Source organism: Streptococcus sp. HMSC076H09 (assembly GCF_001811765.1).
Lineage (GTDB): Bacteria > Bacillota > Bacilli > Lactobacillales > Streptococcaceae > Streptococcus > Streptococcus agalactiae.
Genome location: NZ_KV806598.1, coordinates 1 through 13432, shown reverse-complemented (window position 1 = coordinate 13432; position 13432 = coordinate 1). Strand labels below are relative to the sequence as shown.

At 32.5% G+C, this 13432-nt stretch carries 15 protein-coding genes; 1 reads left to right on the top strand and 14 read right to left on the bottom strand.

Going from position 1 to position 13432, the window contains the following annotated elements; genetic code table 11:
* Window positions 1-33 precede the first annotated feature (33 nt).
* Genes HMPREF2818_RS02800 through HMPREF2818_RS02760 form a run of 9 tightly spaced genes read right to left on the bottom strand, consistent with a single transcriptional unit; the run spans window position 34 to window position 8203 of the window.
* Window positions 34-1008: a glycosyltransferase family 2 protein gene (locus HMPREF2818_RS02800; protein WP_000415346.1), complete on the bottom strand. Its 975-nt coding sequence runs from the start codon at window positions 1006-1008 to the stop codon at window positions 34-36.
* Entirely contained in the window at window positions 1008-2219 is a 1212-nt protein-coding gene (locus tag HMPREF2818_RS02795; protein ID WP_000778889.1) for an O-antigen ligase family protein, read from the bottom strand. Before HMPREF2818_RS02795 ends, HMPREF2818_RS02800 begins: the two co-directional genes overlap by 1 nt.
* A 23-nt stretch (window positions 2220-2242) precedes the next feature.
* On the bottom strand, window positions 2243-2725 hold the full coding sequence (locus tag HMPREF2818_RS02790) for a glycosyltransferase (RefSeq protein ID WP_000578442.1): 483 nt from the start codon (window positions 2723-2725) through the stop codon (window positions 2243-2245).
* Entirely contained in the window at window positions 2725-3174 is a 450-nt protein-coding gene (gene pssD / locus HMPREF2818_RS02785; RefSeq protein WP_000686634.1) for a PssD/Cps14F family polysaccharide biosynthesis glycosyltransferase, read from the bottom strand. Before pssD ends, HMPREF2818_RS02790 begins: the two co-directional genes overlap by 1 nt.
* Before the next feature lie 23 nt (window positions 3175-3197).
* Window positions 3198-4586 (bottom strand): sugar transferase, encoded by a 1389-nt coding sequence (locus HMPREF2818_RS02780; RefSeq protein ID WP_000659574.1) that lies wholly within the window; start codon window positions 4584-4586, stop codon window positions 3198-3200.
* A gap of 12 nt (window positions 4587-4598) precedes the next feature.
* Window positions 4599-5297 (bottom strand): tyrosine-protein kinase, encoded by a 699-nt coding sequence (locus tag HMPREF2818_RS02775; RefSeq protein WP_000197419.1) that lies wholly within the window; start codon window positions 5295-5297, stop codon window positions 4599-4601.
* Between the two features lie 10 nt (window positions 5298-5307).
* Window positions 5308-6000, bottom strand: coding sequence for a Wzz/FepE/Etk N-terminal domain-containing protein (locus tag HMPREF2818_RS02770; RefSeq protein ID WP_001033072.1), 693 nt, complete (start codon window positions 5998-6000; stop codon window positions 5308-5310).
* An 8-nt stretch (window positions 6001-6008) separates the two neighbouring features.
* Window positions 6009-6740: a capsular polysaccharide biosynthesis protein Cps4B gene (gene cps4B / locus HMPREF2818_RS02765; RefSeq protein WP_000565383.1), complete on the bottom strand. Its 732-nt coding sequence runs from the start codon at window positions 6738-6740 to the stop codon at window positions 6009-6011.
* Between the two features lie 5 nt (window positions 6741-6745).
* Window positions 6746-8203 (bottom strand): LCP family glycopolymer transferase CpsA, encoded by a 1458-nt coding sequence (locus tag HMPREF2818_RS02760; protein WP_000064993.1) that lies wholly within the window; start codon window positions 8201-8203, stop codon window positions 6746-6748.
* Between the two features lie 188 nt (window positions 8204-8391).
* On the opposite strand from HMPREF2818_RS02760, the gene HMPREF2818_RS02755 reads away from it, so the two are divergent.
* Entirely contained in the window at window positions 8392-9315 is a 924-nt protein-coding gene (locus tag HMPREF2818_RS02755; protein ID WP_001222599.1) for a LysR family transcriptional regulator, read from the top strand.
* A gap of 24 nt (window positions 9316-9339) precedes the next feature.
* Here HMPREF2818_RS02755 and HMPREF2818_RS02750 read toward each other — a convergent pair whose 3' ends face one another.
* From HMPREF2818_RS02750 to arsC, 5 genes are read right to left on the bottom strand one after another with little or no spacing between them, the layout of a single operon-like run.
* A complete protein-coding gene (locus tag HMPREF2818_RS02750; RefSeq protein ID WP_000129272.1) occupies window positions 9340-10107 on the bottom strand; it encodes a hypothetical protein in 768 nt (255 codons plus the stop codon).
* An 8-nt stretch (window positions 10108-10115) separates the two neighbouring features.
* Window positions 10116-10826, bottom strand: a complete 711-nt coding sequence (gene deoD, locus HMPREF2818_RS02745) for a purine-nucleoside phosphorylase (RefSeq protein WP_000022113.1) — start codon at window positions 10824-10826, stop codon at window positions 10116-10118.
* Window positions 10810-12066: a chloride channel protein gene (locus tag HMPREF2818_RS02740; protein WP_000254656.1), complete on the bottom strand. Its 1257-nt coding sequence runs from the start codon at window positions 12064-12066 to the stop codon at window positions 10810-10812. Before HMPREF2818_RS02740 ends, deoD begins: the two co-directional genes overlap by 17 nt.
* Window position 12067: 1 nt before the next feature.
* Window positions 12068-12877, bottom strand: coding sequence for a purine-nucleoside phosphorylase (locus HMPREF2818_RS02735; protein WP_000173383.1), 810 nt, complete (start codon window positions 12875-12877; stop codon window positions 12068-12070).
* 38 nt (window positions 12878-12915) lie between these two features.
* The gene (gene arsC, locus HMPREF2818_RS02730) at window positions 12916-13323 is read right to left on the bottom strand and encodes an arsenate reductase (glutaredoxin) (protein ID WP_000416959.1); all 408 of its coding nucleotides are present in this window, start codon (window positions 13321-13323) and stop codon (window positions 12916-12918) included.
* Window positions 13324-13432: the final 109 nt, after the last annotated feature.

The window sequence follows — 13432 nt, the reverse complement described above, 5'->3', positions numbered from 1 at the left end:
GAAGTTATAAATTCTCTTTCCCAATTTCTCCAGCTACTGTTTTTGAAATCTTCTATATGCCATAACATATAGTTTAGGTGAACATTTCATTAAATAAAAGCTTAATAATCCCTTTAATGATAAGTATTTTACCGCTTTATAGAACGGGTATGATTTAATGTCTTTGAAAAAAATCTCTCGTTGTACTTTGATTTTATTGTCAATATTACTACCTAATTCAAACATTTTTCGGAGACACTTTATCTTTTCTCTTAAAAATTTCGCTTCAACATAATTAGCCAATTTGGCAGGAACCAAACTACTTACTTCATTAAAAATTGTTATAAAATCTAATGAGTTTTCGTTGAATTTCTGATTCATTGCGGAAGTTTTTACAATTCGATAAGTATATAAGGAAGAAGTCGTATCTACGACTATACGGTGCTCTTGACATAAGAGTTTACAATTAAAAAGTAAATCCTCACCAATTTTTAAGTTCTCATCAAACCTCAAGTTGCCAATTATACTTTTTTTATATAATTTTGTACAAACAATATTTTCCACTCTATTGCCTGATAAAAATTCTTTTAAAGAGTTATTGTTTTTAAAGACTTTATAAAAGTTTCGTCTTTTCTTCTTTCTATAATCTCTCTCATTCGAAATATCAAAATCTACTTCTGCTATATCAGCATTCTCAGTGATTAAATTTTTTAACATTATTTCAATCATATTCGGTGCTACAAAATCATCACTATCCACAAATGTTATGAATTCTCCTGTGGATTTATCTAGACCTAGGTTCCTTGCCGAAGAGACCCCTCCATTTTTTTTATGAAATACAAGTATGCGATTATCTTCTTGAGATAAATTATCACAAATTTCTCCACTATTATCAGTGGATCCATCATCAATTAGTATAACTTCTATCAATGGATGAGTCTGTTGTAGTACGGATTGCACACATTCTTTAAGGTATGCTTCTGAGTTGTATATAGGTATAATGATAGAAACAAGTATTCGTTTTTCCATTAACTTTTCCACCTTTTAAGTTGACTATAAAAATCCTTATTTTCTAAAATTCCTAACACTGTAAAAATAAAAACAATAAGCCAATTAGCTCCGTCAAGATCTTCAAGTGCAAAAAATGAGAATAAAGTTATAAGTGTTCCTACTATCTCATAATAAAAAGCTGATTGTTTAGCTTTCCTACCAATATTAGTAAAAATTAAAAGCAAACCTGGAACTATATTCATTAATCCCAGCAGGCCACTTTTGTAGAAATAGCCTATATACGTTGAATGCGACCCCAAAGGTAGATCACTATTTAACCATAACTCTTTAACTCCTTCTCCAAATAATAAAGAATTATTTATAACGATGTTTACTGTATCTTTATATAAAGAAAATCTGGATTCACTACTCCCGGATCGCAAATTAATTATACGATAATATATAGATAGTAAGTTATCAAAATATAACATCATTACTATTACTAGTAGAAACGGAAGTATGTACAATAAAAATTTTATAGTTTTCTTCTTTACGACAACTGTATTTAGAAGAAGAATAAACATCTGCGCCAATATAGCTACTATTCCAGCCCTGGAGCCCGATCCAATAGGTAAAATAAAGGTAAATAATAATACAACACCTATGGTCATAATTGAATAGTTTCTTAACTTCATATATATATATATATATAAGTTAGTTACCACTGTAATAGGAATTATAAGGTTTGAATATTCAAAAAATCCCATTGCTCTTTGAGTATGCATACCATTAATCCAGTCTGACCCAATCAAATCTCTACCAAAAATACTGATATTTTGAATATTATTATGCAAACAATAATAATATGTTCCCCCTAAAAAAAATAGGATTAACCCATTAAATAAAAATGCTTTTAATATTTTATCTAACTCCAAAGTTGTATTCTTATAATAATGATAAAAAGCCAATGATACTATACCGATAATCAACGAGTTAAAAGCTGCTAAAATTCTATCAAAATCAGGATTTTTAAACAAAGAATGTAGCAATATTGAAGTTAAATAAATAATATAAAATACAATGAAAAAAATTTCAGCCATATTTAAAAATTTCATTTTTTCATTATAACTACTACAAATAAGTAAAACTATTAATGCTAAAAGTAACAAAAGTTGCATTGGCTTTGAAAATAGGGTTAAAGCGAAAATTCCTCCTATTAACAAATACTTTGGATTGATAGTTAATTTCAATTTTTTTCTCCAACAAAATATATTTATTCAAATAGTTTAGAAAGTTCATTTTTGAAAGAGGAACAAAAATCATTGTTTTGTGATATTACTTTACTAGTAGATATATTTTTTTCCTTAATAATATTCTCTAATTCACTGATATTCAAAATATAATCTAATTCATATTTCAAGAATAACTCTTTCAAAAAATCCACCTGATGATTATTCACATGCTCTCCAAACTGTTCTTGTCTAGGAACCACAATAGTTTTTTTCCCTTTAGAAACTGCATTCATAAACGTCGCTGGACCGCCATGTGTGATAACAATCTCAGCTTCTTTCATGTAAGAGTTCATATCATCATATGAGAGAAATTTTGACCACTGACAATTCTGAGGTTCAAAGTCTGAGTAACCCGTTTGAATGAACACTTCTTGATCAATAGCACCTGTCCCTTTTAATCTATCAACTTCTTTAATAAGACGGTTGAACTGCTGTTCATGTGTCCCCACTGTGACAAAAATCATTAAAAAATTCCTCCTAAATTAATTGCCTTAGGATAAACTTTTTTCATTTCTTCCCACTGAACAATAAATTTATCTGTTACAGGATACACTAATTTTCCTGTCAAAGTTGGTTTATCTATCCTGTCGAAAACCTCTATATAAACGGTCTTACAACCAAATAACTTACCAATATAAAAGAATGGTACTGCTACAGCGGCACCAGATGATATGATAACATCTGGTCTTTCTTTTCTAAGGACCTTAAAAGCTAGAATAGTATTTTTTACCAAGTTTTTGACATTACGGTTTGTTGGAAAGAAGCAATGATATACAATCTCTTCTCTTAGAATACTCCTAGCATCTTCTTTATCAAAGGTTACCCAAAACCTATCTTCTTTTTCCCAAATGGGTTTCAAAAGGTTCAAGTGTGCTAGATGACCACCACTTGAACCAACCAGACAAATTTTCATTATATTCCTTTCAAACCTTACCTTTACTTAGCACCTGTCCCAAGTAAGACTACCTTTAGTGTTAGGAGAATAATCTTAATATCTGACCAAATAGACCATTCATTGATATATTGAACATCTAACTTTACGATTTCATCAAAATCAGTGATATTATTTCTACCAGATATTTGCCACAAACCAGTGATTCCTGGCTTAAAACTAAGGCGTCGCTTCTGCGTTGAATTATACTTTTCATATTCATCAACTGTGGGAGGGCGTGTTCCTACTAAACTCATATCACCTTTTAAAACATTATAGAATTGAGGCAACTCATCTATGCTTGTTTTTCGAATAAATTTTCCTATTTTAGTAATTCTAGGATCATCGTCTAACTTAAACATTAGCCCTGTCATTTGATTGTGAACTAATAAATCTTTCTTAATTTGTTCTGCATCTACTCGCATTGATCTGAATTTATAGAATCTAAAAATCCTACCATTACGACCTACTCTATTTTGAGAAAAGATAGCCGGTCCACCATCTTTTCTGATTTGTGGAACTAGAAAAATTGCCACAATGCCACATATGAGCAAACCTATAATAGCACCCGTGATATCCAAAAATCGTTTTGCTATAAGGTGACTATATTTATAGAATTTCATAGAATATGTAATAACACTATATCCTTCAAAAGTTTGGATTCGCTTTTCTCCTATATTATCAAAGCTAAGTGCCTCTACATTAACATTGACAATCACTCCCATTGCTTCAATGTCATTAATAATATCTTGTATTTGGTATTTACCAAATAATTCAATGGGTATGTTAATAAAAGCTTGATCAACAGTTAAGCAGGTTAACTCTGAAGTAAGAGCATCTTTGTTTATTATCCTTAACGAGTTATGTTTCAAATCATAACAATCCTTTTCAGAGGAGTCCAAGATGCAGACAGCAATATAATTATGGTCGTATTTATTCCTAAAGGTCATTTTTGATAAAGAATCCTTATTCGTTATCAAAACAACTTTGGTATCTCGTGAAAACTTAGCGTAAGAATATTTTCGATAATATTTTAAAAATGAATTCAATAGATACAATAAAATCGAATTCATAGCAATAAAAGAAAAAAAGGAAAGTCGTGTCGTTGTAAATGAGTTTTTAAAAATAAAAAATAATGAACTTGATATGAAAATATAGTAAAAGCTGTATTTCAATACCATTTTAAACTCTTCAAGATAGCCACGACTCCAAAAGTCTCTGTAAAAATCAGAAAGATAAAAGACAATATAATGTATCAATAGAACAAACAATAAATCTTTATTGCTTTTAAAATTGGGAGTAATTAATGTTAATGTCAAACTTGCAGAAAAATAAACCACAACTGTTTGAATCATCGCTATAATAATCTTTTGTATATTTTCTTTTTCTTTCAATACAAGAGCCCCTTACTTCCTTTTTCTATCCCTTTTTCCGTAATTTCCATAATCGCCGTAATCGCCGTAAGTAGCAACAGATTCACTAACTTTATTAAGAATAATACCTAAGAACTTTGAACCACTTTGTTCCATCTGTTCTTTTGCTTTTTCAACATAATTACGTTTTATTCTACCTGCTTGGGTTACTAAAATAAAACCATCGCAAGCATTAGAGATTATTGCGGCATCAACAACTAAACCAATAGGTGGAGTATCGATGATAATATAATCAAATATATTTTTAATAGCTTCAATCATCTTATTAAAATAAGCGTTCTGAAGTAATGCTGTTGGATTTGGTGGTACTTTCCCTGAAGGAACGACCATCAGTCTAGGAACATTGGTTTCACAGATAATATCTCCAAGATCTGCATTACCTGATAAATAATTCGTCAAGCCTTTAATAGTTCCAGTTGCTTTAAAGGTTCCAGACATAACAGAGTTCCTAGTATCCGCATCAATTAATAATGTTTTAAATCCTGCTTGAGCTAAAGATAAAGCTAAACTTGTTGAAGTAGTGGATTTTCCTTCCCCTTCCCTAACAGAGGTAATTGCAAGAATTTTATTTTCCTTTCCACTAAACTGTATGTTTGTACGGATCGCATTGAAGTATTCTTCTGTTTTTTTTGCTTGTCTTAACTTGCTATCAACTATTTCTAAACGAGTCATTATATTCTCCTTAAAGTTTATTCAAATCTGGTACTATACCTAAAGAAGTAAGTCCTAGGGCCTTTTCAATATCTTCTTCAGTATTAACACGATCATCCAAAATACCCATAATAACTAAAACAATAGTTGATAATCCTGCACCAACAATAAACCCGATTAGTACATTCTTTTTAATATTAGGAGAAGATGGTGCTTTAGGTAAATTTCCCTTCTCAAGAGTAGTGATATCCTCTACTTGAGTAACTGCCTTGATTTTTGAAACTGCTGCTTCTCTAACTGAATTTGCTAATTTTTGAGACATTTTTGGATTAGCATCTTCGACCGATATTGAAATAACACGTGTATCTTTTAAAATAGAAACTGTTATTTTTTGCAACAACTGAGACGAAGGATAATTCAATTTTTCAGAAGAAATAACTTTTTCTAGAACGTCAGTAGACGTAATAATCTCCTTATAGTCATTTGCAAGAAAACTCCCCGCTTGTAGATCTTGTGCAGTAATACTATTATTAGGGGTATTAGGGTTAATGACATATATCCTTGTTGAAGAAGTATATTGTGGCGTAACAATAAAAAGACTATAGAAAAGTCCAGCTGTTGCAAATGCAATGGCAACAAATGTGATTAAAAATTTCTTTTTCCACAATTTTTTTAAAAGGTTGAATATATTTATTTCAACTTCTGTATTAGCTATTTTATTCATGAAATCTCCTAAATGTAATGGTTTTTTAATATAGATTGAGCATTTTCAATAAAAAGTTGGTTAGCACGTTCTTTACCGAAATCTCTACAGATAATCTTATAAGCTTCTGCTAAAAATGGCGGTCTAACATCAAGGTTATGCATATCACTCGCTACAAAATGCACTAAATTTTCCTCTAAAAAATAACGGGCTCTTTTCTTAAAGCGTTTATGCTTATCATTAAAAAGTTTTTGTTTCAAAATATGGGAACTATTTATTTGTGTGTAACACCCCATATTAATAATTTCCTTCACCCGTTCTTTTTGATTCTCTAAAGCGTTATACCTCTCTATATGCGCAACGACTGGTGTAATACCAAGCATTAAAACATTTGACAAAGCTGTATGAATATCTTTCCAAGAAGTTTGCATAGAAAATTCAATTAAAGCAAATTTCGTATTGTTTAAAGTTGGAATTTGCTTTAACTTCAGTTTTTCTAACATATCACTTGTATAGTACAATTCTCCACCATATAAGATTTGAAGATGTTCAAATCTTTTTTCCGCTTCGTGTTTAACTATAGAAAAGTTTTTGAAGATAATATCTTCAGGTGTTTCAAACATACCTTTTCTTCTATGTGATGTCGAAACAATTATTCTAACACCTTGTCGATAACTTTCTTCTATTAAAGATAAACTCTCTTCAAGCGTTTTAGGCCCATCATCTACATCAAAAACGATATGAGAATGAATATCAATCATTCTTGTTATTCCTCCATTGTGTTCTTAATTTTTGATTTTGCATTAGATAAGCTAGATTGATCAATTGACATCATATAAAGTTGAGCTCCTGGCATTGCATATGAAGGGAGTTCACCCGTTGAACCATGACCAGTTAATGCTTGTGACTCGACAGTGAAGCGTTGTCCAGTTGACAATTGATTGTTAATCAAATCATTAATATTATCAATAGTCATATTAGTTTGAACGGACGTTTGGAGCTGTGAGGTAATGCTATTTAATTTTGTTACTGACTGACTAGAAGCTAACTTATTTATAATAGCTGCAATCACTTTTTCTTGATTTCTACCTCTATCGTTATCGCCTCCTTGTAGAGAATAACGTTCTCTAACAAAGCCCAAAGCCTGCTCAGAATTCAATGTTACTTGACCAACAGGGAAGTCAAAATTACCATGTTTACTTGTAAAAGCTTGATCGTTATAAACTGTCACTCCTCCCAAGAGGTCTATTAATTTTAAAAATGATGAAAAATTAATTCTAGCATAATAATCAAGGTTGATGTCGTAAAGGTTTTCAAGTGTTTTCATTGATGTCTCAACGCCATACAAACCTGCATGGGTTAATTTATCATATTGATTGCCCCCACCATCTGGAATTTTTACATAGGCATCTCGTGGTGTTGTCGTTAACAATACTTTGTGGGTATTGGTATTAACCGTCATAATAATATTTACATCAGATCTTGATACTGTTGATATAGAGCCAAAAGTATCAATACCGCTAATATAGATATTAAATACCCCTTCTTTATGATTAGTATTTTTACGATTAATTTTTTTCTTAATTTTGTAAGTATAAATCGTTTTTATCTGCGATTTAAAATCAGGGGTGCTAAGTTCAATTAAGCTAACATAAGCATTATTTAAAACCATAGCCTGACTATCACCATTTTTAATTCTATTGTATGCATCCTGGTAAGAATCTGTTTTTTGTGGTGTAATAGAGATTCCTTTTTCTGATTTTATATGTTCTATCAAATCAGTAATATTTGAAGTATCGTTTTTAACTGGTGCGGCTAATTTGCTGACAGCTTCTATATTGGTTATTTTAGAATCTTTTGGTACAATTACACTCATCTCAATTTCAGAGTATGAAGCAGTTTTATTTAGATTATTTGTCAAATCAATGGTTGACTTAAATCCATATAAAGTAGTAGCAACGAAAATAGAAGCTAATACTAAAATTATAGTTGTAAAAATTCTAGCTTTATTCTTAATACAAAGAAATAAACTTGCTAAAATGATTAAAACAATTACAACTCCATAAATGACGTTCAGGTGTCTAAATGCCAAAAAATGGTGACGATACATAAGAAATAATGAGACTACACTTAACAAAATAAAAATCACCAAAAGAAATAAATTAATCACCCGTAGAGGTGTATGTGAGTGTTTCTTTTGTTGACGGCGCGAATGATTAGACATTGTAATTCTCCAATACTTAAAAAACCTTAATTTTACTTGGATATTATATCATTTTTCAATACAATATTCAACGAAAGTAATATTGGAATAATCTGATTATATTAGCTAAATAACATTTTCAATTGATCTATATTGATAATTTAGCTGATCTAATTGAATTTATTTACATTCTAGTTTAAACTAGAGTTATGAGAATTCAACAATTACAATATGTTATTAAGATTGTAGAAACTGGTAGCATGAATGAAGCCGCTAAACAACTCTACATTACCCAACCTTCACTTTCAAACGCTGTTAGGAACCTTGAGACTGAGATGGGGATCCAAATTTTTATTCGAAATCCAAAAGGAATAACGTTAACAAAAGATGGTATGGAATTTCTGTCATATGCGCGACAAATTCTAGAACAAACAGCACTTCTTGAAGAGCGTTATAAGGGTGATAATACAAGTCGTGAGCTGTTCAGCGTTTCTTCACAACACTATGCATTTGTGGTTAACGCTTTTGTAGCTCTCTTTAATGGCACAGACATGACCCAATACGAACTTTTTTTACGTGAAACTAGGACTTGGGAAATTATTGATGATGTTAAAAATTTCCGTTCAGAGATTGGTGTTCTGTTTCTTAATAGCTATAATAGAGATGTATTAACCAAATTATTCGACGATAATTCCTTAATTGCCACAACTCTTTTTACTACTACACCTCATATTTTCGTGAGCAAATCCAATCCCTTAGCTAATAGAAAAAAATTAAGTATGAAAGATTTAGAAGATTATCCTTATCTGAGTTATGATCAAGGCCTGCATAATTCTTTCTACTTTTCTGAGGAAATGATGTCTCAAATTCCTCACCCAAAATCCATTGTTGTCAGTGATAGAGCAACTCTGTTTAATTTAATGATTGGATTAGATGGTTATACAGTGGCAACTGGTATCCTCAACTCAAAATTGAACGGTGACGAAATTGTCGCAATCCCTCTTGACGTGGATGATGTTATTGATATTGTCTATATCCGACACGACAAAGCAAACCTTTCAAAAATGGGACAAAAATTTATTGACTATTTATTAGAGGAAGTTTCGTTTAATCATAAAAATAAACAGTCCTGAGATTGTCTCAGAACTGTTTTTAAATTACTCAAGTATCTTTATAATAAGCTTGTTAACCGTATCGTAGTGAAAATTAACAGTATCATACTCAACACCAATTACCTTTGCCAAGAAGATAATCTGGTCTAAAAATGCTTGAGAAGAAAATTGAGTTGTGCGATATAGTTCTTGCTCATCAAAAGGTTTAATCAGGTGAGCCAAAGGATTTCTGACTGATTTTTCGAACTGTCTTAATTGAATGATGGTCGATTTCACTTCTTCATCAAGGTCGGTTAATTGTAAACATTCTGCAAGGCTTTTAGAAGTCAAGCGACTATCGTGCCACCTTTCAGAGAATGCCAAAAGGACTGGATGGTTTGACTCCTTTAATTCTTTAAACTTCCAAGTATCGTAGTGATCATCTCTTGCATTATGGATGTAATCATGCAAGTGAGGTACTTCTTGTGCAAGTAAAATCATAAATAGACGATATAAAATAGGACTAACACTACGGACAAAATCTATGATTAATCCATTTTTTACTTTTGCTTCTAAATCCATGATGTAATTTGCCAGCAACTCTAAATCATACGAGTTATGCAAAAGCTTTATATTGTATTTTTCTTGTAATATAACAACTTGTTCTTGATGAGCAAAAAGAAAATCAATGTTTAACTCTCGACGCTCTTTCATCATTTCCAATAAAAATAATAAATCTGAGTTTAAAGGACCATGTTTTTGTAATAATAAGAAAGCATTATGATAAGAATACTGATCCACTAATACTTTAAGAGCAGTTGAAAAATCTGTCATTTCTATCCTCATTCAGAAATAAGTGTTTCGAGCCCAACTTTCATCATATCAGTAAATGTTGTTTGACGCTCTTCTGCACTTGTATCTTCTTCTGGATTATTCAAGTTATCTGAAATCGTCATCATAGCAAGAGCATTAACATTGTGTTGAGCTGCAAGATAGTAGAGAGCTGCTGCTTCCATCTCAATAGCATGAACACCTAGTTTACCCAAGGCCATATTACGATCTGGTTGGTTTGAATAAAACACGTCTGAAGATAATACACTGCCTACATGAGTTGTAATATCCATTTCCTTTGCGATGTGATAAGCTTTATCCAAAAGTTTAAAATCAGCAATTTGCGGAAAATCAAATTCAGGCCAATCATTACGGATAATATTAGAATTTGTTGCTGCTGCTTGTGCTAAAACAAGTTCACGAACATGGATATCAGGATTAATAGCACCTGCTGTTCCTACGCGAATCAATGTTTTAACCCCATAATCAACAATTAGTTCGCGAGCATAAATTGAAATTGAAGGCATACCCATACCAGTTCCCATAACAGAAACACGATGTCCTTTATAGGTACCTGTATAACCAAACATATTGCGAACTGTATTAAAACACACCGCATCTTCTAAAAAATTCTCGGCAATAAATTTCGCACGGAGTGGATCTCCTGGAAGTAAAATTTTATCTGCAATTTCACCTTGTTTTGCTTCAATATGGATTGACATATAAACTCCTCATTTTTCTTATAAAATAATCATAGGCAGTAGCAAAAAGTACTGCTATAGTTAAGGGAACAATAGTTATAACGGATTGACCAGTAAAAGATATGACTAAACCGACAGCTGTCAGTGGCGCTCTCATTGTAATAGCTAAAAAAATAGCTGCACCAACCAACATACTGGTTACTATCGATATGTGGGGAAGTAAAGGAATAGAAATACTAGCTAACAAAAAACCTAAACAAGCACCAATGGAAAAAGATGGTGTCAGTATACCGCCATAAGCACCAGCGTAAAGAGTGGATAATGTTGCTATCATCTTGAGAACAACTAAAATAGTGATTAAGCTAACTGTGGTCCCTTTAAAGACCTCTTGAACTAGGGCATTACCATTTCCTAAAATCTGGGGATAGACTATTGATAAAACAGATACTATCAATGACACTACTGGCAAACTTAACAATATTTTTATATTTTTAATACGTCTCTCTGTCACTTTTTGATTTAAATATCTAAAGCTAATCGCAATCGGAGTTACACATAAAACGATCAAGAACATAAAAGCTAATAACTGTGAATTCAGACTCATCTTTGAAATATGATAAAGAGGGGCTGTCGAAATAACTAATTGAGCAATACTAGCTGCACCAAAATTAGAGGCTAGCAATGTCACAATATTTTTCAGTGAGATTCCTAAAGCTAAAGTTTCAAAAGCAAAGAATACACTAGCTAGGGGTACTTGATAAACTGCTGACAAACCTGCAGCTGCACCACTAATGATTAATAAACGTTTATCCAGCACTTTAAGTGCTAATAAATCCGATATTTTCCCAGCATTTATGGCTCCAAACTCTCGTGGTGCTCCTTCTTTTCCAATAGGACCACCAGCTCCTACATAAATCAATTGCAAAAATGCGTGACCTATATGTAGCCAGTAAGGTGACTTTTTTACAGAAGAATCCTTAAAAACAACCTGTTGTTTAATACTAGTTATTTGCTTTGGTTTGATTTGTAAGTAATACCAACTAAGGGATGCTAAAAAGGAGACTAAAGTAAGTGATAACACTCTTTTAATTGGTGTGACACTATTTAACAAAGACAGAGTATTTTCTCTACTATCACCAAATGCTAACCACTCTGTAAACATTAATACATAGTGCATTAAGATAGCCCCAACTCCTGCCATAACTGTCATAAATAGAACGGCTATCATAAACTTGACAGCATAGTATAATCGAGAAACCATTTTAAAGTTCAGCAACTAATGATTTAACTAATCCCTTGAAATCTTCTTTAATACGCTGAGTAACTTCAACGACCTCCTCATGATTGAGCTCTGATTGGAAGCCAGCGGCAAAGTTAGTAATTGCTGAAATTCCTAACACTTTAAGCCCTGAGTGAGCTGCAACGATCACCTCTGGAACCGTGGACATACCTACCGCTTGTGCGCCCATTGTTTGGAATGCACGAATTTCTGCAGGTGTTTCATAAGTGGGTCCTGATACACCCAAGTACACACCTTCTTCGAGTTTGATATTCTGTTTTTCAGCAATTTGGTGAGCTTTTTGTCGATATGTTGCTGTATAAGCATCCGACATGTCTGGGAAACGTGGTCCAAATTCTTCAAGGTTCTCACCTATGAGAGGGTTAGTCCCAATCATATTGATGTGGTCTTTGATCAGCATTAAAGTTCCTGGTCCGTATCCAATCCCACCCGCTGCATTAGTCACAAGCACACTGTGGCAAGCCAATGCTCTCATGATACGTACTGGGAAAGTAACGACTTCCATTGTATTTCCTTCATAAAAGTGAAAACGACCTTGAAGCGCTAATACCTTACGGCCTGATAAATCCCCATACACTAATTTTCCAGCATGACCAACTACTGTTGACTGTCCCCAATTTGGGATGTCTGCATAATCCACAACAATAGGATTTTCGATTTCTTCAGCCAATTCTCCTAAACCAGAGCCTAAAATAAGGCCAAATTCTGGTGCTGTGACGCCTTTTGCTTGCAAAAAGTCTCTAGTCTCATTAATTTTTTCTAATAATGTCATTTACTTACCTCCTAAACCATTATTCACTATACAATATGCTATAAACTTTGAATAATCTGTCCATCTTCTTTAACAAAATCTTTTTCCATCTTTACAGGTAAAATGGTTAAAATTTCTTCACAGGGTCGGCAGAGTTTTGCACCTTTACTCGTAACAACTATGGGACGATTGATAAGAATAGGATCTTGTATCATCGCATCAATCATTTCTTCATCTGCAACGCTAGAAGATTCCAAATTGAATTTCTCATAAGCAGGAACATCTGTTCTTAGAAGTTCCCTCGCAGAAAGTTTCATTTCTAACAACAGTTCAACCAGTTCCATCCTGCTAGGTGGTGTTTTCAGATAATAAATAATTTCTGGTTCAATACCACAATGACGAATAATGGCAAGTACGTTCCTCGATGTCCCACAATTTGGGTTATGGTAAATCCTAACTTTTTCCATCATCTTCCTCTCAATTTTTAATGCTACAAGTGTCTTAAGGAAATAAAAATTTATACCAAGTCCTGCAAGAAGCTCTCTCCAATCATCGCAGTATCAACACCAAAGTTAT